The organism is Empedobacter sp. UBA6745 (genome assembly GCF_002453775.1).
GTDB classification, from domain to species: domain Bacteria; phylum Bacteroidota; class Bacteroidia; order Flavobacteriales; family Weeksellaceae; genus Empedobacter; species Empedobacter falsenii_C.
The window spans coordinates 1-21,727 of the sequence record NZ_DKHL01000038.1; the positions used below are offsets into that span (position 1 = coordinate 1).

Genomic DNA, 21,727 nt, shown 5'->3' on the forward strand with positions numbered 1-21,727 from the left:
TACTACTCGTCTTTCGTATTGCGGTTGCAAATATACGCCTGCATTATTCGTTTTTCCAAACATAATTTACATTTATTTTACATTCTTCTCTTAAGTTGCTGGTACGATGGGAAATATTTTTTGAAATATTTGACGGTTTACGCTAAACGGTAGACGAAATAGAGAGATTTATGTGAAAAATTAATATTTACTTTCATTTTTTTCTTGATAAAAAAACGAAACAAAAAAATCAAGACCTCAACAAAAAGGCTAAAATGAATCATTCTGCGCGAAAAGATTTAAAAACCTATCGGCTAAATCTTTTTCTTCGCTTCGAATTTCTTCATTTATGAACGCCTTTTTATTGAAAGGTCGTTCTTAAATTCGATTATACAGGAGAATTTGTTTTTTTTATATTTGGGTCGATGTTATATAATTTTTACAGCAATGAAATGATTAGACGATGATGGTTTNNTACTTTGTGGTTATCTACTCGGGAAGAATTGTCGCAAAGTGAGAATAGGTTATTCAATATAGTTAATATATAATATTGAAACGAATTCAATATGACATCATAATTAAGTTTTTATAAAATCGGAATAACAGAAATAAAAAAGGAGAATACTTAGTTCTCCTTTTTTATCTTATTAATGTGGACCGTTACCGTTTTTGTCTTTTTCTAAATCGGTATTCCAAATTTTGATTTTATCTGTTTTTTTCAAGCCAGATTTTACTTGAACGTTCACACCATCTGTAATTCCAAGAGTGATGTATTTCTTTTCGTACTTCGCATCTTGTCCTTTACCAGAAGTGAGAATCTCAACATATGGTTTTTGGTTTTCGTCGTAACGAACATGCGCTGATTTTACCAACAATACATTTTTCGCTTCTTGCGTCACAACCTCAGCGTTTGCAGAATATCCTGCACGAATAAAATTATCAGAATCTAATTGAACCGGCGCTTTAATTTCGAACTGCACTACTCCATTCGTTGCAACTCCTTGAGGGGAAATAAAATCAAGAATCGCTGTAAAAGTTTTGTTCGGAATCGCACCGATCGATACATTAATTTTCATTCCTTCTTTTAATTTACCTACCTCAGCTTCATCAACTTTTCCTTGGAAAATCATTTTCTTAACGTCAGCCATCGTAGCGATCGTCGTTCCTGTAGAGAAATTATTGATCTCCTGAACCATATTCCCAACCTCAACAGGAATATCTAAAATCATTCCCGAAGTTGTTGCCGTAATACGCGTTGTTGCATAAGCTTCCAAACCAGGAGCAATACCTGTTTGCGCAACTTTGTAATCGTTTTCGGCAGCTTTTAATTGTTGTTGAGCTGATTTATATGTTGCATTTGCATTATCATAATCTGCACGAGGCAAAACACCTTGATTGTATAAAGTAGATGTTCGATTAAAATTACGACGTTCTTGATCGACCGTAATTTGTGCCGCTTGAATAGACTGACGAGCTGCATTTAACGATTGAACATTAGGAACAACTTTCAGTTCGCAAATCAACTGACCGCGCTCTACATATTGTCCTTCTGCAACATTAATCGATTTTATAACACCTGAAATATTTGGCTTAATTTCAATTGTTTCCAACGGTTTTACTTCACCAGTTGCAACAGCTTTCACCTCGATATTTCCCATAAAAGGTGTTGTCGTTTCATAAACTTCATTGTCTTGGCTATTCTTTTTACCGAAATACGCAATCACACCGATTACAGCACCGATAAAAACGACAATCATCAAAATCTTTAGAAATTTTTTCATTCTTTTATATCTGTTAAGTTTTAGTTATTCATCTCTCAATGCATCAATAGGTTTGATTTGAATTGCTCGTTGAGCAGGAATCAATCCCGCTAAAGTTGCCATAACCACCATCACCGCTAAAGCTGTAAAAAGTGTAAACAAATCGATTGATGCATTATATAAAGGTATGTTTTTATTTGATGGAATGATGACTTCGTTGAGAACCATTAGCAAGAGTGCTGCAAAAATAATTCCGCCTAAACCTGCAATTAATGTTAAAACTACTGATTCTAACAAAATCTGCCCGCGAATTTGAGCAGGAATCGCACCTAATGCTCTTCGAATTCCAAATTCTTTTGTACGTTCTGAAACCGTAATCAATAAAATACTTGCAATCGCAATAACTCCAGAAAATAATGTCATTCCTCCTACAACAATTGCTAGGAATTGCATTCCTTTTACGAATTTCATAATCTTCCCAAGCATTTCACCTAAATTAAAACCTCCAATTCCTTGGTCGTCATCAGGCGAAATATTTTTAATCTGTTTCAGATATGTTTTTAATTCTTTTTCGAATGCAACAATATCATAATTATTAGGCAAACTCAAACTTAAATATTGAATCGTTTCCCCTTGATTGTATATTTTTTGAAATGTTGTAAACGGAATAAACACTTGATCTTTGCTCTCTACAGGTGAAGAAGGTGTGTCGTAAACGCCGACAATTGTATAATAACTATCGCTAATTCTGATTTCTTTTCCCAAAGGTTTTGGTTTATCACCAAAAAATTGTTCCGCTACTTCAATTCCAATTACACAAACTTTCGATTCAGTTTTGATATCATCTTCATTGATAAAACGACCTTGAATAATATCTTTCCCAAACATTCGGTTTTGATCTGGATAATCTCCATTAACCGTGTAAAAATTATATTTTGTTCCGTAAGTTAATATAGAATTTGGTTTAGAGTTTCGAGGTGCTAACAACGAAATTTGAGGAAAACGAGCCTGAATTTGACGAACATCACTCATTTTCAATTCAATTGTGCGACCTTTCTGAAATCCTTGATACGGCATCGATGTTGTTCCTCCCCAAACAAATAATGAATTGGTTGCGGCATCTGCTAAATTTCGGTCAAAACCATTTTGCAAACCACGTGTTACGCCTAACAATAAGACAAATAAAAACATTCCCCATGCGACACCAATCATCGTCAAAATAGTGCGCAATTTATTTTTACGAATCGCCGCATAGACTTCGCTCCAAGCATCTGGATCAAAAACAAATTTTATAAAGTTCATTATTCGTCTCTTAAAGCATCAATAGGTTTAATACGTGCTGCATTCAAAGCTGGAATTAATCCAGAAACTGTTCCTGCAACAAATAAAATAATACAAGCCATGACCAACGAATTGGTTTCTACGCCTGGATTATAAATAAAATATTCTTCTAAACTATCACCAATATTTTCTACAACAAGTGCCGCTAAAGCAATTCCTATTGCTCCGAAAATAATTGTAATCATAATTGCTTCTTGTAAAATCAATCCCAAAACATTGGCTGGTGTTGCGCCCAAAGCTTTTCGAATACCAATTTCTTTGGTACGCTCTTTTACACTAAACACCATAATATTTCCGATACTTACGATTCCTGCAATCAAACTTCCTCCACCAATTACAAATACAATAATTGTCAAAATCAAGAAAAATTGATTGGTATCTTCCATTGCATCGGCTGCATTTCGCACCCAAATTCCACCATAATCAGAAGGCGCAACATTGTGTCGGCCTTTTATATTATATTCGATTGCATTTGCTAGTTTAGATATATCAGCCAAAGCCATTCCATCTTTTGGCGTTACAATAATTGATGAAACTTTATCCGTCGCATAAATCGTTCTAAATGTTGTAAAAGGCGCATACAAAGCACGCTCAGCATTATCGCCACCATCTTTACTTTCGAAAACACCAACCACTTGATACATACTTGAACCTAATTGCAAATACTTACCAATAGCAATTTGATTTGGAAAAAAATCTTGCGCAACCAATCGTCCAATAACAATTGATTTGGATTGATTTTCCATATCTTTTTTATTGATAAATCGACCAAGCGTTACATTTTCATTAATCATTGATTCATATTCTGGATAAACTCCAGTAATCGAATAACTTCCTGAATTAGCTTCATTTCGAATTGTATCACTTTTTGAAATTGTACTTACAATCGATTTTATTTCATCTGGAAAAGAATGTTTAATAAAATCAAAATCTTTTACGTCCAATTCTATGGTACGTCCTTGTTTGAAACCATTGTAAGGCTCAGTTGTCGTTCCGCCGTTAACAGTAATATTTAATGAATTTGCTTTAAAGAATTCTTGTTGAAATCCGTTCTGCAAACCATTTCCCAATCCATACAATGTAATAAACACAAAAAGCGCTAAAGCGATTGTCAAACCCGACAATGCCGTACGCAATTTATTACTTGCAATGGACGACCATATTTCGCTCCAACGGTCTGTATCAAACATATTTTATATTTACGATTCTTTGATTTATGATTGACGAAGTTTGAAATCCGAAAATCATTAAACTCTTACTTGTTCTACTTTTTCGTCACTTACTATTACACCATCCTTCAGACGAACAATACGTTTACACATATTTGCAATATCATCTTCGTGCGTCACCATTACAATAGTTTTACCTTCGTCATTAATTTCTTGAATCAAGTGCATTACTTCTTGCGACGTCTTCGTATCCAATGCTCCCGTAGGCTCATCTGCCAATAACAATTTTGGTTTTGCAGCCAAAGCACGCGCTATTGCAACACGCTGTTTTTGTCCACCCGAAAGTTCGTTTGGCATATGAGTAGCCCAAGGCTCCAACCCTACTCTCTCCAGATAACTAAGCGCAATTTTATTTCGATCCGAACGTTTTACTTTTTGATAATACAACGGCAAGGCAACATTTTCTAAGACATTTTTGAAACCAATTAAATTATACGATTGAAAAATAAATCCTAAAAATTTGTTTCGATAATTAGCCGCTTTAGTTTCGTTTAATTTCTCGATTCTAACGCCATCCAATTCATAAATACCTGTATCATGCTCGTCCAACATCCCAATGATATTCAATAAAGTTGATTTCCCTGAACCCGAAGATCCCATAATCGCAACAAATTCACCTTCCGCAATCTCAAGGTTAATTCCTTTGAGTACGTGAAGTTTATTTTTTCCCATTATGTAGGATTTATTTAAATCTCGAATAGATATCATAGATTGTTGTAAATTTCAATAAAGATAACAGATAAGTCGAAATTATCAGAAAAATGTTACAAGCAAGTTTAAGATTTATCTAAGAATCTGTTAATGAAATATTTTTTAAAATTAATTTTCAATAATTTTTGAAAGTTTAGAAATTTATATATATTTGTGTAAATAATAATTGCAATGAAATTAGAAGAATCAAAAGAAAAATTTGTTCAAACTTGGGGAACTTTCGCTGTTAATTGGGGAATAAATCGCACAATGGCACAAGTTCATGCATTATTATTAACGTACAACGAACCAATTTCTACTGATCAAATCATGGAAGAACTGCAAATTTCGAGAGGAAATGCAAACATGAATTTGCGTGCTTTGATGGATTGGGGAATTGTGAGAAAAGAATTGATAAAAGGAGAACGTAAAGAATATTTTGTTGCCGATAAAGATGTTTGGTATTTGTTCAAACAAATTACAAAAGAACGCAGAAAGCGTGAAATAGAGCCGGTAATTGATTTTTTAGAATCATTAAAAAACATTGACGATCAATCTGATGATGCAAAAGAATTTGCAAAATTGTTACAAGATTTATCTTCTGTTTCGACAAAAATCAATAATATAATGGACCTTGCCATAAAGTCTGATGAACATTGGTTGGTAGGAAAAATCACGAATTTGATGAAATAATCAATTCGTATTTTTTTGAATTATAAGTTTCAAAAATTATTGAAAATTCAATATGCATAATATTATTTCGTATATCATTTATCTAATTATTACTTTCTACATCACCATTTTTGTTGGTTGGAAAGTGTATAAAATTGGTTTTATATACCTGACAAATTTAATCGACAATCATTCTGTTTGTCAATCTATTAATAATCTTTTATTGATTGGTTATTACTTGGTCAATCTTGGATTTTCGGCAATAAGTTTACAAAATTGGGAGCGAGTTGATTCCATTACCATTATGTTTTCGTCCTTGTCCTACAAAATTGGATTTATATTATTAATTCTCGGAATATTACATTTTATTAATTTATCGATTATTTATATCGCAAGAAAAAGCAAAAAAATAAACACTTAAACACAACAAATTATGACAAATTACAATCTAATTGCATATTTGGTTTACTTACCAGTGGCAATATTAATGACAATCGCAGTTTCTAACGTTTTATTCAAAAATGGAAAAATATTTATGTACGATATTTTTCATCAAAAAGAAGATATTGCAAGCGCAACAAATTCATTGTTCAAAATTGGTTTTTATCTTTTGAATATTGGTTTCGCCATGCTAATTGTTTACATGACTTCTATCGCAACAACCGAAGATTTAATTGTAAGATTAAGCACAAAAATTGGAGGATTCGCCATTTATTTAGGAATAATGTTAATGCTAAATCTATTCTTATTTATGAAAGGTAGACGTCGATCTTTGCAACAACAATATTTAAGAAGCCTAGAATCTTAACAAAAAAACCTTCCAAAAGTTAACTTTTGGGAGGTTTTTATTTTAAACTGGATCTACATCTACATCAATTCGTACAGAGCGAAAAGCCGCAATTGTATGCAGTTGATCTATTTTTGATTGAATTAAATCTTTTACTTTTTGAGGTGATTGATTTGGTCGAATTTTAATCATCACATCTGTGATATACAAATTATTGATTCGTCCAATCGAAGGCGCTTCAGGACCAAGTAAACATTTTGCATCAAAACTTGGTTTAAGCAAAACAACCAATTGAGCCGCTGTTTTATCCAAACGTTCTTTATTTTTATGCTTGAAACGCAACTTGATTAACCGAGAATAAGGCGGATACAAAAATTCTTTGCGCTCATACAAAATATCCTTCATCGTTGGCGCATAACTGTAAGTTGTAACATTTTGCAAAATCTGATGTTCAGGTTGAAAAGATTGAATCAATACTTTTCCTTGCTCTTGTCTACGACCTGCACGACCAGAAACTTGCGTTAACAATTGAAATGCTTTTTCGTGCGCTCTAAAATCTGGAAAATTCAACAAAGAATCCGCTCGAATAACACCAACAAAATTAACATTTCCAAAATCAAAACCTTTTGTAATCATTTGCGTTCCAATTAAAATATCAATTTCTTTATTCTCGAAATCTTCAATTAATTTTTCGTAAGCAAATTTCCCGCGCATCGAATCTACATCCATTCTTCGAACTTTTGCATCAGGAAAAATCGTTTGAACTTGCTGTTCTATCTGCTCCGTTCCCAAACCTTTTGTATTCAATTCGTGCGAACCACAACTTGGACAACGCAAGGGTTTCGCTTGCGCATAACCACAATAATGACATTTTAGTTGATTCGAGAATTTATGATATGTTAAACTGACATCACAATTTGGACATTCGGGCGTATGACCACACGTATTACATTCCATAATCGGTGCATATCCACGCCGATTCTGAAACAAAATGACTTGTTTTTTTTGATGCAATTGATTGAAAATTTCATCACGAAGTGTATGTGAAATATCTTCTGTAATTTCTTTTTCCTTTTGCGCTTTTTTGAGGTCAACCAAATTAATTTCGGGCAATTTTATGTTTCCAAAACGTTCCGTTAATTCGACATAACCATATTTTTTATTTTTTGCATTATAATAACTTTCAGCCGAAGGCGTCGCCGAACCTAACAAAACCTTTGCGTTCATCATTCCTCCAAGCAACATCGCCATATCGCGTGCATGAAAAAATGGTTTTATATCCATCTGCTTGTAAGACGATTCGTGCTCTTCGTCGACGATAATCATTCCCAAATTATCAAAAGGCAAATACAACGCTGTTCGTGGACCAATGATAATATCGAAATCACCATTCAAGGTTTTTTGCCACAATTCGACACGTTCATTTTGATTGAATTTCGAATGATAAACTCCTACTCTTTCTCCAAAATGTTTTTTAATGCGATGAACAATTTGCGTTGTGACCGAAATTTCTGGCAATAAATACAACACTTTATTTCCTTTCGCAATTACTTGCTCCATCAATTTTAGATAAATTTCTGTCTTTCCACTTGATGTTACACCATGCAACAAAACAGTCGATTTATCTTTAAAATCTTCTTTAATTTGATTTAGAGCAGCAGTTTGTTTCAATGTCAATTCTGAAATCTCAGTTACATCTTTCTCCTGTTCTTCTACACGAGAAGTTTGATGTTGATAAATTTCGACCGCTCCTTTTTCTGCTAACGATTTAAGTACTGCATTTGTCGCTCCTTGTTTTACAAAATCTGCCACTTTTAGCGGTTTTTCTTGTAATTGCGTCTCTAATGTAATCAATTGCAACAAAGTTTCGCGCTGTTTTGGCGCTTTATTTAATTGATTTAAAATCTCAATAAAAGCAGTTTCATTTCCTTTTAAATCAGGATGTAATCTGACATAATTATCAATTTTTGGCGTATATTTTTCGTTAAGTTTTTCATCTAATCGAATAATTCCTTTATCAATTAATAATTTAAGTGTTGGAATTGCTGATTTTTCATCCACAATTAAAGCTGCTTCTTCAACCGAAATTATTTCTCTTAATTTCAATGCTTCAAAAACTAAAAATTCATAATCATTTAATTCTTCAATTGTTTCATAATTTGGATTAATTAATCGAACAAAAGTTTGAAATTCTAATTTTAACGCAGAAGGAAAAGCATTTCTGAAAACATCACCCAACGAACACATATAATAATTTGCCATCCATTCCCAAAAATTAATTTGTGTTTGCGTGACCAAAGGTACGTCATCCAAAAAAGCATGAATCGCCTTTGTTTTGTATAACTCTGGTGCATTTTGATGAATAGAATGTACAATTCCTGTATATAATTTTTGCGTTCCGAAAGGCACGGAAACACGCTGACCAACTTTAATTTGCTGTAAATCAATTTCAGAAAGATGATACGTAAATGTTCCATTTAATGAAAGGGGTAAAATAATTTCGGCAAAATAATTAATTGTCATTTTATAGGATTAAAAACGCAAGTTAAACATTTTTTTGTGTTAAGAATGAAGATTACCATTGCTTAAAATTTCACAAATTATTAATATTTCATTTTCAGACAGTTTGAAGAATTAATACTAATTTTAAGAGAATTCAAAAACTATCATTATGTTACATGCCATTTTAGATCAGATTTCGGAATCGGAAAAACCAATTATAAAAATCATTTTCAGAAATGATGATACGCGTGTTGTTGCTTTTGGACTGAAAAAAGGTTTGAAATTAATCGATCATCAATTACCTGTAAATGCAAAAATTTTGATGTTGAAAGGTGAAATAGAAATTGACTCAAAAATTGAGATTGTCAATCTAAAAGAATTTGACGAATATATTCTTCCGCCAAAAGTTATTCATCAAGTGACTTCTTTACAAGATTCGATGATGTTGGTTATTCTAAATTTTAATGAAAAAAGTTTTTAAAATAGTTAAGCTCTATTTATTTACTCTATAAAAAACTTTATATTTATGATTATTAATTTATCAAAATATGAAACTACTTTTCACATTAACTACTCTCTTTACTTTAGCCCTATCTTCTTGTAGTACAAATATCAAACACGATCGATTATTTACAGGAACAATTGTGAGAGATTGTACAGGAACTTACATTCGTGTTGATGATAAAGAGGATTATTTGGTTTGTAATAATGAAATGCTTTCGGACAAAAAAGAAGGTGAAATAGTAAGTGTTATTTATGATTTTGAAAAAACATGCAAAGAGTTAGAAAATAAAGCAACTTGTATGATGTATCACGAACATAAAGGCAAGATTAAAATCAAGAAAAATAATAATTAATTAAAAAATCCACTCAAATTGAGTGGATTTTTGCTTGATATAAAAACACGATTATTTCGATTTTTTACGACGCTCTAATTCTTTTTCGATCAACATCAATTCTCGTCCAGTTTGTCCTGCAACAGATGTATTTTCTTGCGCACGACGAACCAAGTAAGGCATTACTTCTTTGATTGGTCCATATGGTAAATATTTAGCAATATTGTATCCTAAATGCGCCAAGTTGAATGAAATATTATCACTCATTCCGAATAATTGTCCAAACCAAAAATTTGGATTATTTTTCTCGATTCCGTTTTCGTTCATCAATTTGATTAACAATTCGCAACTTTCTTCATTGTGCGAACCTGCGAATAAACCAAAACGTTCATGATGAGAAGCAATAAATTCTAACGCTAAGTTATAATCTCTATCCGAAGCTTCTTTGTTTGGTTGAATTGGAGATGGATAACCTTCAGCTTGCGCACGTGCACGTTCTTTCTCCATATATGCTCCACGCACAATTTTGAATCCTAAGAAATATCCTTCGCGTTCTGCTTTTGCATACATTTCTTTCAAATAAGCCAAACGATCATGACGATACATTTGCAACGTATTCCAAACTAAAGCACGCTTTGTGTTATATTTCACCATCATTTCGTCAGTCAAATCATCTGCAGAACCTTGCATCCAAGTTTCTTCTGCATCTACCATGATATTAACATCTAACTCATATCCTTTTTGACATACAGCCTCGAAACGTTGACGAATATTTGCCCAAGATTTTTCTTCTTCTGCAGTTAACGTTTGTTTCTTTCCTACTTTTTCAAATAATTCGATTCGACCAAATGCAGTTGGTTTAAAAACTACAAATGGAATTGATTGATTAGATTTTGCTAAATCAACCAAGTGTAACATAACGTCACGAACTTCGTCAAATTGTTTTTCTTCTGTTAATCCTTCGATAGAATAATCTAAAATAGAACTTACGTGATATTTAAATAATTCATTTGCGACAACCACACCTTGTTCTGCCGTTTCTCCTCCTACAAATTGTTTGTAGATTGTTTCACGAATTACAGGTTTTACAAATGGGATATCTACCGCAAATGGTAAATTAAAAAACTTAGTTCCAAAACTTGTCAATGCGGGGCTTCCGATTAACTTGTATAAGTAATACGCTTTCTTTAAATCTTTATCTGATTTCGATTCGAAAGCAAACTGTGTATTGTCGAATAAAGACATGTGAGTTAACTATTTTTTGTGTTAATATAACGTTACAAATTTATAATTAAAACCTGATTAAACTAAAAAAACCTACAAGAAATTCTTGTAGGTTTTTGATATATTTTAAAGATTGCAAATAGTTGCCTATTCTTATCCTTTTTTAGCGTATTTGCTTCTGAATTTGTCGATACGTCCTGCAGTATCAACCAATTTAGATTTACCTGTGTAAAATGGGTGAGATGTAGAAGAAATCTCCATTTTGATTAATGGGTACTCTACTCCGTCAACAACTAATGTATCTTTAGTATCAGCACAAGATTTTGTGATGAATACATCTTCGTTAGACATATCTTTGAATGCTACCAAACGGTAATTTGTTGGGTGGATATCTTTTTTCATTTTTTTAATCTTCTTTGTTAACTTTATTGGAGTGCAAAGATAATATTATTTACAGAATGTTACAATCAATTTTATTGAAAAAACATTTAAAACAATACGTTAAGCAAATTTAATTTCGAGTGTAATGGGCTTCTTAAAATTAAACCTGCACTTCTTGTACACATTTTTCGTGGTGCAAATATAAACATTTTAGTAATTCGTACAAATATTTTTGGTGAATCTATTCATAAAAATCTAATTTTTATCTTTGTCCATCTACAATAAAACCTATTATTTGCTGTTTAAACTTATATAATGAATCATAACTTTATGAACGTAAAAACATTAATCGCCGGACTTGGTATTGCTTCTTTGATTGGTTTTCAATCTTGTCGCGATGATTTTGACTATGATCCTATTAGTTCTGAATTGCGTTTTAGCAAAGATACCGTTTCCGTAGATACCGTATATAATTTTTCTAAATCTGAAACTTATCTTCTTAAAATTTATAATCCTGAGAATGATGATCGCGTAATTCCAAAAATATATTTGACACGTGGAAATAATTCATTTTTCAATATAAATGTAGACGGAAAAGCAGGAACAAGTTTCGAAAATGTACCGATTCGCAAAAAAGATAGTTTATTTATTTTTGTTGAAGTAAATGCACAAGAAGCGCCTCTTAATCCACTTTACGATGACGAAATTAATTTTGAAACAACTAATTCTTCTAAAAAAATTAAGTTACTTTCTTGGATAGAAAAAGCTAAAATTCATACAAAAGATGCTACAATTTCTTCTGCAAATTGGAATGTGAACGAAGCCCAAGTAATTGATGGAAATTTAACGGTTACAAGTGATTTAACAATTGATAAAGGAGCTAAAGTTTATTTCAAAAAAGGAGCAAGTTTAACAATTGGAAACAATGCAAAACTTACTGTGAATGGAGCTTTGAATGAAGAAGTAAAATTTCGTTCGGCGCGTCATGACAACAAATACGATTCGATTCCTGATCAATGGAACAAAATCGAATTAGCTCCAAATAGTACATCGAAAATCAATTATACAAAAATTATTGGTGCGGATACTGGTTTACACGTAAATAACTCGAAATTAGATATTAGTAACGCCAAAATTGTCAATAATCAATCGTATGGAATTTTAGCTACAAACGCTACAATTACAGGTTACAATTTAGTGATGAATAATAGTAATTTGGCAACTTTAGCAATAGAATATGGAGGTTCGTACGAATTTTATCATTCTACTTTTGCCAATTATTACCATTTTGCGACAGGTGCTGGTCCAGCTTATTCACTTTTCTTGAGTAATGAAAACAATGATAAAAATGTTTCGGCTTTAACAAAAGCAACCTTCGGGAATTGTATTTTTTATAATGATAATACGCCGAATGCTATTTTATTGGATAAAAAAGATGGTGCGGCTTTCAATTATTTATTTGATACCAATATTATTCATAATGTAGATACTTCAACGTTAAATGTCACAACTGCGCCAAATTTCTTGGCAAGTATTACGTTGGATCCGATGTTTGAAAATACAGAATATTTTGCAAATAAATTAGCGGTGAAAAACGAATCGCCAGCAAAAGGGAAAGGAAAAGTAACTTTTGCACAACAATATCCGTTAGATTACAATGGACAACCACGAGGAACAACTCCTACAATTGGAGCATTTCAATAAAAATAAATAAGGTCGANNTCGACCTTATTTATTTTTATTTATTATTTAACTGAACAGATACTTTTCCTTTAAACTCATCTCCTTTAAAATTGATTCTATAACTTTTATAAGATTCTAAATGAATAGATTCTTTTTTATTCATTTTTCCTTTCGAAGCACTACCTATTTGAGTTAATTCTTTTCCTGTATAATCTACTATCGAGAAATCCATTAAACCATTTTTTTGTTTCACTTCATAATCTAATTCAAGTTCTATATCTTGATTTGTTTTCAAGAAATAATAAACTTCTCCTTGCATTTGTGTAAAGTCCAAAACGATTTGATTATTATTTCGTCTAATCACTTTTGTTGCCGAATATGTTGTTCCTTCTGTTTTATAAATTCCATCAATACTCAAATATCTTGACGCATTCGTTGACACATTAGAAACAGTTGAAATTGTCACACAAGATTGTACCAACATCACTGCAAAACACAATAAAATAAATTTTCTCATAACATCATATCTTTACTATTAAGATGCATGTTTTATAAAAAAGTTACAACAAAGGTTTAAATTCTATTCGTTTTTTCTCGTACCAAAACACCCACAACACCTAAAATAACCACCTCATCATTTTCGTGTATTTGTACACAATCTTTGTAATTTGGATTTATTGCTATTAATTTATTGTTTATTTTATCAAAACGTTTCAACGTATAATCTTCATTATTAACGGAAACAATAATATCATCATGATGCAACGGAATAAGATCTGTCCGAATCACCAAAATATCATTTTTTTGATAAACAGGATACATCGAATCTCCACCAACGACAATCAAAAAAATAGATTCGGGATGCGTTAAATAACGTTCATCCAAACTTATTTTATCATCTACAAAATCTTCTGCAGGTGAAGGAAATCCAGCATTTACATGACCAAAATTCGGAATATATTTTTTCTCACCATCTGTATTTATCACAAAAAGATTGAGTTCTTTGTCTAACATTTTTATCTCTCCATTCATTTTTCTATCATTTAATACACCACCAACAAATCTTTCCACTTCGTTGTATAACAAGGTGATAAATTATTTTGACGCATTTTCCACGTTTTATTCAAATCTTGCGAAGCTAATTTTATTTTTGCTGCACCAAATTTTTTGTTCAACAAATCGATGACTTTCATCAAATCTGGATGATTTGGATTTTCTTCTTCAAAAAGCGATAATTGTTTTTGATCTGACGAAACAATTCCAGATACCACTACTCCAGCCTTTTTGTACTCATAACCATCTTTATAAATTTGCTCAAACGCTTTAATTGCAAATTTGGACAACGTAATACTTGAATTCGATTCGTAAGGTAAATGGACCGAAATTGTACGGTAATATTGCGGTTTATTTCTATCAAAATTATTGGTCTGAATAAAAACTGTAACCAAATTGCAAGACGAATTCTGTTTCCGAAGTTTCTCTGCACACGAAACCGCAAAAGTAGCAACACGCTCTTTTACATATTCAAAATCGTTGGTATATTCTTCAAAACTACGCGTCGTTGCAATACTTTTCTTTGCCGAAATCGCTTCTAAATCTAACACCGCTTCACCTAACAAATCTTTTTTCAAACGCAAACCTACTATCGAAAATTCTTTCCGAAGAAAATCATCTTTTAATTGTACAAAGTCCAACGCTTTATTGACACCAATCATTCTCAAACGTCGTGACATTCGTCTACCAACTCCCCAAACATCTTCGATATTTAACCATTTTAACGCTTTATGGATTTGTTCTTGAGTCTGAATAACATAAACTCCTTGATGAACTTCTGGAAATTTTTTCGCAATATGATTCGCTAATTTCGCCAAGGATTTAGTTGGTGCAATTCCAACACAAACTGGCAATTTTGTAAACTGATAAATTTTAGATTTGATTTCTAATCCGTAATTTTTCAAATCAAAACGATCAAATCCATTCAATTTTAAGAAACATTCGTCTATCGAATAAATTTCTTGATCGGGCGAATACAACGATAAAATCGACATTACACGATTGCTCATATCCGCATATAATTGATAATTTGACGAAAAAACTTTGATTTTTTTCTGTTCAAAAATACGTTGAAATTGATGCGCAGGCGCACCCATTGGAATTCCAGCTAACTTCGCTTCGGCAGAACGCGAAATTACACAACCATCATTATTAGACAATACTACAATTGGCTGATGAAGAAGCTTCGGTTGAAAAACACGATGGCAACTGGCGTAAAAATTATTACAATCTATCAATGCGAACATAATACAAAGTTGAGAAGTTAAAACGCCACATTGTGTCATCGAAAATGTTAATTTATTCAAAAAAAAAACCACTCAAATGAGTGGTTTGTATCCTTATTTAATTTTATATTTTTTATGCAAATCTTTTATTACAACAGCTGGTTCATAAACCGTTTGAAATTTTATTGGTTTACTGTTTTTGAAATATTGTACTTTCAGCCACGTATCATTATTATCTAACTTTGTATAGCTGTTACTTTTTTCCAAGACTTTATCGTTCACCGTACTTAAAATTGCAAAATAATCAAAATTATTACGCTGACCAATTTCTGCTGCTCTCAACAAAGCATAGTCAAACGTTTTGTCTTTTTTATTGTATTCGTTTCCATCAAAACTAACAATATACGTATCATTGTTTACCTTTTCTTCGGTATAACCGCCTGTACCATTATCTTTTTGGTATGCAACAGCCTTGCTGTTATGACAACTTGCTAAAGCAAAAATGAAAGCTCCAGCACATAAAATTTGAGTTAATTTTTTCATATCATTATAATTGGTTATTGTGCTTTAACAAAAGTTATTCCTTTTAAGATATGTTTTTGATATTTCTAAATATTTTCTTAACAAATTATTTTTGAAGAAAATACTTTTTTATAAACATTTCTGATTAATAGTATGTTTTTCACATATTTAAAATCAATTTCGGTGCAATATATTTAACATTCTATTAACTCATTGATTCTAATAAAAATCATTTAAGTTTTAATGCTTTATCTGATAAACTCACCTATTTTTGTAAATCAATTATAAGTAATGAGTAAATTAGAAAAATATCTATTTTCTACCAGAACCATGACGGTCTTGCTATTCATCTACGCAATCGCCATGGGTTATGCCACTTTCATTGAAAATGACTACGATACGGCTACTGCAAAAGCTGTTATTTACGAGGCAAAGTGGTTTGAGGTATTAATGATTTGGTTGATCGTTTTGTTCTTAATGAATATCAAACGATACCGATTATGGTCAAAGGAAAAATTGCCTTTATTGGTTTTCCACTTAGCATTTTTGTTTATTTTTATTGGAGGAGGAATTACTCGTTACATCAGTTTCGAGGGTGAAATGCCTATTCCAGAAGGAGGAACAAGTAACGAAATTACATCGTACAAATCTTATTTCAAGATGATGGTTGATGATGGTACACAACGTTTAGCATACGATAATCATCAATACAACATGACGTATTTTGACAGAAAAGATAGTACAAGTTCTTTGTTCCGTAGACACTTTGAAGGTGAATATCAGTTCAAAGATAAAGTCATTAAATTAAAAACTTTTGATTACGTACCTCACGCTTTAGATACAGTTGTAAGAAAAAAAGAAGGAATTAATGTTTTAGAAATCGTGACAGTTGGACAAACTGGACGTAATTCTGTTTTCATCAGAAATGGTGAAATCAAAAGTGTTAATGGAACTTTAGTTTCGTACAATAGACCACAAGATGGTGCGGTACAAATTACTGGAGAAGGAGAAAATTTGGTTATCAAATCGCCTTTCGAAGGAGAATATGTGCAAATGGCTGGACAACAAGTTGGACAAATTACAGACATGCAGAAATTGCAAGAAGGTGCTGGAAAAGTTGAGTTTAATGTCCCTGCTCCATTAAAATTACGTTCGTTATATACAATCAACGGAGCGCAATTTGTAGTTCCAAATCCGGCTTTCAAAGGTGAAGTTTTATATCGACAAGGTTCTAAATTTAAAGCAGAAGAAAAAAATCTTCCTGGTGCAATTAGAGCCGAAGTTATTGTTGGTGATAAACGCGATACAGTAACAATTGTTGGAGGAAAAGGTGTCACAAATTATTCTGCTGACGTACAAATTGACGGAATGAATATTTCGTTAGGTTACGGTTCTAAATTAGTAAAAGTTCCATTTAGTATTCGTTTAGATGACTTTATTTTAGATCGTTACCCTGGTTCTACAAATCCTTCTTCTTTCGAATCTAACATTACAGTTATCGACGAAGGAAAAGAAACAAAACATCACATTTATATGAACAATGTAATGGATTATAAAGGTTACCGTTTCTTCCAATCGAGTTATTTCCCAACAGAAGACGGAACTATTTTACAAGTTAACCAAGACTGGTGGGGAACTAACATTACCTATTTAGGATACTTCTTATTATTTGGAGGAATGTTTGTTTCATTATTCTGGAAAGGAACTCGTTTTACACAATTAAACTCTTTATTAAAAAGTTTACATACCAAAAAAGTAAATATCTTACTTCCACTATTTTTACTTTCTGGATTAGCATTTGCTCAAAATCCTAGTACTACTGATGGAGGAAAAAATGGACATCAAAAAATTCAGACTGATTCGGAAAAAGGTAATGTTCATTCATCAGAACACATTGGTAGTTTTTCTACAAAAATGGCTGATGGAGATGAATTAGCAAAGAATGTAAAAATTCCGGACGAACACGCTGATAAATTTGGTCATTTACTTACACAAGATATCGAAGGACGTATAAAACCTGTTAATACGCAAGCTTTAGAAATTCTTAGAAAAGTTTACAAAAAAGATAAATTTCACGGATTATCTGCCAATAAATGGTTTATTTCTTTGCAATTAGATCCTGCTTATTGGGTAAATGCTCCAATGATTGAAGTTGGTGATAAAGGAGGTGATCGTTTAAAGAAGATTACAAGCGCAAACGAAGATGGTTACACATCTTTAATGAATTTGATTGATCCAAAAACGACTCGTTTCAAATTAGACAAAGCCTATAACGAAGCATTCTCAAGAAAACCTTCAGAGCGTTCTAAATTTGATGAGGAAGTGATTAAAGTTACAGAGCGTTTCAATATTTTAGATCAAACTGCAAAAGGTTATCAATTAAAAATAATTCCAGTTCAGAATGATCCTTCAGAGCGTTGGACTTCTTGGATTTATCAAACACAAGAAAATCCTGTAGAAATCGATACAATGGCACTTGGAATGATTAGTGTTTATTTTAACATGGTTTCGAAAGGATTAGAAAATGGTAATTGGACGCCTGCAGATAATGCAGTAGATTATATCGATAAATACCAACAAAAATGGGGTAAAAATGTTGTGCCTTCTCCAACAAAAGTTGAGATTGAGGTGTTATACAATAAATACAACGTTTTCTTTTGGGTGATGATTGCTTATTGTATGGTTGGTGGAGTCTTAATGATTTTATCATTCATTCAGTTATTTTCAGAAAGCAAAGCACTGCATCGAATTATCAATGTTTGTTTGGGATTAATATTTATTGTCTTTATCATACAAGCCGCAGGACTTGGTGTTCGTTGGTATTTAACGGGACACGCACCTTGGTCTAACGGTTACGAAGCCATTGTATTTATTTCATGGATTAGTGTTTTAGCTGGATTGTTATTATACAAAAACCGAAACGCATTTATTCCAACAACAGGAGCTATGGTTGCTGTAATTATGATGGGATTTGCGCACGGAGGTTCTATGTTAGATCCACAAATTACACCATTAGTACCAGTTCTAAAATCGTATTGGTTAATTGTACACGTTGCGATTATCGTTTCATCTTATGGTTTCTTTGGATTAAGTGCTATTTTAGGAGTTTTCTCATTAATTATCATGATGATTAAACCAAATAAAAAGATTGAAATTTCACTAAAAGAAATGACTTACGTTTCTGAAATGTCATTAACAATTGGAATTTTCTTACTTACTGTTGGTACATTCTTAGGTGGTATGTGGGCAAACGAATCTTGGGGACGTTACTGGTCTTGGGATCCAAAAGAAACTTGGGCTTTCGTTTCTGTAATTGTTTATGCAGTTGTTTTACACATGCGTTTAGTTCCAGGATTAAGAGGGAAATTAACTTTTAACATCGCTGCAATGTGGGCTGTTTGGACAGTAATTATGACGTATTTTGGCGTTAACTATTACTTATCTGGATTACATTCATACGCAGCCGGAGATCCAATTCCAATTCCATTTTGGGTTCCTGCAACAGCAGTCGCAATGTTAGTTTTATCTATTGCAGCTTGGTATTTCCAAAACAAAGTTTACCATGTAAAATCAAAAGATTAATTTCTTTGAATATTATAAATGTTAAAAGCTCATCGAAAGGTGAGCTTTTTTATTTTGGTTTTAATAATCATTAAATATAATTTTTAAAACCTAGACGTTAGAGAAATCTATATTAAATAGATTCTTAGAAGAAGCTTATATTTTATAAAACTAAAAAAGGCAATCCAAAAACTCGGATTACCTTTTTAATTTGAAAAATATTTAAAAGAATTGTTTATTTAAAATCTGTGTCAGAAACGTTTTTATTAATTTCTGTTGTATCAATAACAATTTTGATCGTTTGCTGACCTGTTTCCGTTATCATTTCAGAAGGCATTAATATTCCATCAAACGTTTTATATCCTTTGTTAATTGTCGTTGCAATCATATCTCCTTGTGGAGATTTCATTTTTTGCTCAGATTTCATTAACAAACCTGTTTTTACATCATAAAAATCAGTACGATCAATATCAGCAGCAACAACTTTATAATACTCAACTCCATTTTCAGAAACGATTCCTTCTACTTTAGCTGTTTTATAACCCTCTGACAAAGGTGTAAATAATGAATTTGTCTTAAACAAAGGAGCTGTCATATCTGCTGGTAAATCCATTTTTTGACCTGCTTGAGACATATAACCTTTTTGACCATCAAAAACTTGTTTAATAGTCATTCCCATAATCGTGAATTCAGTTGCAGTTTTATTAGGTGCCGCATTTTTTATGGCATAATCTCCACTCATTCCCATTGTCTCAATTTTTCCTTTTTGAGCAATCGATTTTACAGCTTTCACTTTGTCCGCACCACCAATAGCTTTAAAATAATTATCTGTAATTTGAGCGACAGTAACTGTTGTAGTTTTTGCACCAGAAGTTGGTTTATCTATTTTATTTCCGAAAGAATCGTAATAATTAACTGGGTAGCCTAATTTTTCTAAAGCTGGAGCAATTTGCTCTAATTTCCCTGTTACATTGATTTTTGCTTGATCTGGACGGAAATATTTTTTCGAAACTCGTAAAACATCATCAATTGTTACTGCATTAATATTTTTGATATAATCTGCATAAAAACTATCTGATAATTGATTTGTTTTTTTAGTTAAAGCTTGACTCGCAACTGTAGAAGGACTTTCTAAAGTCAAAATAAAGTTTCCTAAGAATTTCGCTTTTACATCATTCAACGTTTGTTGATCAATTTTGTTTAACGTCATTCCTTTGATTTCTTTCATCGTCTCAACAATTGCAGAATCAGTTACTTCATTACGAACAGTTGCATTAGTATTGAAACGCCCAACGTAACGAGAATCAGAAACTCCTCCACGTGCTCCATATGTCCAACCATGCGCTTCACGAAGATTCATATTCAATTTTGAATTGAAATCTCCTCCTAAAATAGATGACGCAATTAACGCTGCATAATAATCTGGATCTTTCTTTGTCAACTGAACTGGATACGAAACCGAAACCACAGATTGCACTGCATTCGGCATGTTAATCGCATTTAATTCCGTTTTTGTAACTTCTTCTACTTTTGGAAATGCTGGAATATTTAATTTTCCTGTTTGCCAAGAATCAAAGTTTTTCTCCGCCAATGCTTTTACATCTTTTGTCGAAATATCTCCAACAACAATCAAATAAGCATTGTTTGGTTTGTAGTAGGTATTGTAGTAATCCTTCACATCTTGCAATGTAATTTTCTCAATTTGGGCTGGTGTATCAAATTCTGAGAAAGGATTATTTTTTCCGTAAACTAATATATTCGAAACGCGAGATGCTGCAGCTTCTACAGATTTTTCGTCAGCTTTTAAACCTTCGATGTAACGTTTTTTAACATCAGCAAATTCACTTTCGGTAAAGTTTGGATTCATAGCTCCATCAGCCATATAACCAAAAATCTCGTTAAAGTATTTAGTCAAAGAACTTGCAGAAGCTCCTTCTTCCCAAAAATTAACGCGAGCACCTAAAAACTCAATACGCTTATTGAAATCATCTTTGGATTTTGTTTTTGTTCCTGTTCCCAACATTTCGCCTAACAAAGACTCTGCTCCTTTTTTTGCACCTAATGCAAATGGAGGATTATCGATTGTTAATGTCGCAGAAACTCGTGGTAATTTATGATTTTCAACAACGATAACTGTTAAACCATTTTTTAATTTGAATTCGTTCGATTTTCCTAAATTAACCGTTGGTGCTGGACCTGGTTTTGGCATTGGAATCGCCACTTGTGCATTTAAGCTAACTGCCATAAAAGCGATTGCAAGAGATAATATTTTTGTTTTCAT

Annotated in this window: 18 protein-coding genes; 6 read left to right on the top strand and 12 right to left on the bottom strand. The window is 32.2% G+C overall.

Features of this window, described 5'->3' with window-relative positions:
- Window positions 1-626: 626 nt before the first annotated feature.
- Genes B4H69_RS10850 through B4H69_RS10865 form a run of 4 tightly spaced genes read right to left on the bottom strand, consistent with a single transcriptional unit; the run spans window position 627 to window position 5,017 of the window.
- Window positions 627-1,760, bottom strand: a complete 1,134-nt coding sequence (locus tag B4H69_RS10850; protein ID WP_115001196.1) for an efflux RND transporter periplasmic adaptor subunit — start codon at window positions 1,758-1,760, stop codon at window positions 627-629.
- 24 nt (window positions 1,761-1,784) lie between these two features.
- The gene (locus B4H69_RS10855) at window positions 1,785-3,041 is read right to left on the bottom strand and encodes an ABC transporter permease (protein WP_180906246.1); all 1,257 of its coding nucleotides are present in this window, start codon (window positions 3,039-3,041) and stop codon (window positions 1,785-1,787) included.
- On the bottom strand, window positions 3,041-4,270 hold the full coding sequence (locus B4H69_RS10860; protein WP_038335694.1) for an ABC transporter permease: 1,230 nt from the start codon (window positions 4,268-4,270) through the stop codon (window positions 3,041-3,043). The genes B4H69_RS10855 and B4H69_RS10860 overlap by 1 nt, the downstream gene beginning before the upstream one ends.
- 57 nt (window positions 4,271-4,327) lie before the next feature.
- Complete coding sequence (locus B4H69_RS10865) at window positions 4,328-5,017, bottom strand: ABC transporter ATP-binding protein (protein ID WP_135836687.1); 690 nt, start codon at window positions 5,015-5,017, stop codon at window positions 4,328-4,330.
- A 174-nt stretch (window positions 5,018-5,191) separates the two neighbouring features.
- On the opposite strand from B4H69_RS10865, the gene B4H69_RS10870 reads away from it, so the two are divergent.
- Both B4H69_RS10870 and B4H69_RS10875 read left to right on the top strand, forming a co-directional pair.
- Entirely contained in the window at window positions 5,192-5,692 is a 501-nt protein-coding gene (locus B4H69_RS10870) for a GbsR/MarR family transcriptional regulator (protein ID WP_180906245.1), read from the top strand.
- Window positions 5,693-6,104: 412 nt separating this feature from the next.
- Window positions 6,105-6,479: a membrane protein gene (locus B4H69_RS10875; protein WP_038335690.1), complete on the top strand. Its 375-nt coding sequence runs from the start codon at window positions 6,105-6,107 to the stop codon at window positions 6,477-6,479.
- Between the two features lie 42 nt (window positions 6,480-6,521).
- On the opposite strand, the gene priA is transcribed toward B4H69_RS10875, so the two are convergent.
- On the bottom strand, window positions 6,522-8,981 hold the full coding sequence (gene priA / locus B4H69_RS10880) for a replication restart helicase PriA (protein ID WP_180906244.1): 2,460 nt from the start codon (window positions 8,979-8,981) through the stop codon (window positions 6,522-6,524).
- 148 nt (window positions 8,982-9,129) lie between these two features.
- Between priA and B4H69_RS10885 the strand changes: the two genes are divergently transcribed.
- The gene (locus tag B4H69_RS10885) at window positions 9,130-9,441 is read left to right on the top strand and encodes a hypothetical protein (RefSeq protein ID WP_180906243.1); all 312 of its coding nucleotides are present in this window, start codon (window positions 9,130-9,132) and stop codon (window positions 9,439-9,441) included.
- A gap of 67 nt (window positions 9,442-9,508) precedes the next feature.
- Window positions 9,509-9,817: a hypothetical protein gene (locus B4H69_RS10890; protein ID WP_180906242.1), complete on the top strand. Its 309-nt coding sequence runs from the start codon at window positions 9,509-9,511 to the stop codon at window positions 9,815-9,817.
- Window positions 9,818-9,868: 51 nt separating this feature from the next.
- On the opposite strand, the gene B4H69_RS10895 is transcribed toward B4H69_RS10890, so the two are convergent.
- Window positions 9,869-11,041, bottom strand: coding sequence for a proline dehydrogenase family protein (locus B4H69_RS10895; RefSeq protein WP_180906241.1), 1,173 nt, complete (start codon window positions 11,039-11,041; stop codon window positions 9,869-9,871).
- Between the two features lie 132 nt (window positions 11,042-11,173).
- The gene (locus B4H69_RS10900) at window positions 11,174-11,422 is read right to left on the bottom strand and encodes a type B 50S ribosomal protein L31 (RefSeq protein ID WP_180906240.1); all 249 of its coding nucleotides are present in this window, start codon (window positions 11,420-11,422) and stop codon (window positions 11,174-11,176) included.
- A gap of 294 nt (window positions 11,423-11,716) precedes the next feature.
- Here B4H69_RS10900 and B4H69_RS10905 point away from each other — a divergent pair, with 294 nt between their 5' ends.
- On the top strand, window positions 11,717-13,105 hold the full coding sequence (locus tag B4H69_RS10905) for a hypothetical protein (RefSeq protein ID WP_244958026.1): 1,389 nt from the start codon (window positions 11,717-11,719) through the stop codon (window positions 13,103-13,105).
- Between the two features lie 34 nt (window positions 13,106-13,139).
- Here the strand turns inward: B4H69_RS10905 and B4H69_RS10910 are convergent, their stop codons facing one another.
- The 4 genes from B4H69_RS10910 to B4H69_RS10925 all read right to left on the bottom strand — a co-directional run bounded on the left by B4H69_RS10910 (window position 13,140) and on the right by B4H69_RS10925 (window position 15,906).
- Window positions 13,140-13,601 carry a hypothetical protein gene (locus B4H69_RS10910; protein WP_180906239.1) on the bottom strand — a complete coding sequence of 154 codons (462 nt, stop codon included), beginning with the start codon at window positions 13,599-13,601 and terminating at the stop codon, window positions 13,140-13,142.
- Between the two features lie 56 nt (window positions 13,602-13,657).
- Window positions 13,658-14,155, bottom strand: a complete 498-nt coding sequence (locus tag B4H69_RS10915) for a LexA family protein (RefSeq protein WP_280045956.1) — start codon at window positions 14,153-14,155, stop codon at window positions 13,658-13,660.
- On the bottom strand, window positions 14,128-15,384 hold the full coding sequence (locus tag B4H69_RS10920; protein WP_180906796.1) for a Y-family DNA polymerase: 1,257 nt from the start codon (window positions 15,382-15,384) through the stop codon (window positions 14,128-14,130). The genes B4H69_RS10915 and B4H69_RS10920 overlap by 28 nt, the downstream gene beginning before the upstream one ends.
- 93 nt (window positions 15,385-15,477) lie before the next feature.
- Window positions 15,478-15,906: a CC0125/CC1285 family lipoprotein gene (locus B4H69_RS10925; RefSeq protein ID WP_180906237.1), complete on the bottom strand. Its 429-nt coding sequence runs from the start codon at window positions 15,904-15,906 to the stop codon at window positions 15,478-15,480.
- Window positions 15,907-16,176: 270 nt separating this feature from the next.
- Here B4H69_RS10925 and ccsA point away from each other — a divergent pair, with 270 nt between their 5' ends.
- Entirely contained in the window at window positions 16,177-19,467 is a 3,291-nt protein-coding gene (gene ccsA / locus B4H69_RS10930; protein ID WP_180906236.1) for a cytochrome c biogenesis protein, read from the top strand.
- A gap of 214 nt (window positions 19,468-19,681) precedes the next feature.
- Here the strand turns inward: ccsA and B4H69_RS10935 are convergent, their stop codons facing one another.
- The gene (locus tag B4H69_RS10935; protein ID WP_244958025.1) at window positions 19,682-21,727 is read right to left on the bottom strand and encodes a M16 family metallopeptidase; all 2,046 of its coding nucleotides are present in this window, start codon (window positions 21,725-21,727) and stop codon (window positions 19,682-19,684) included.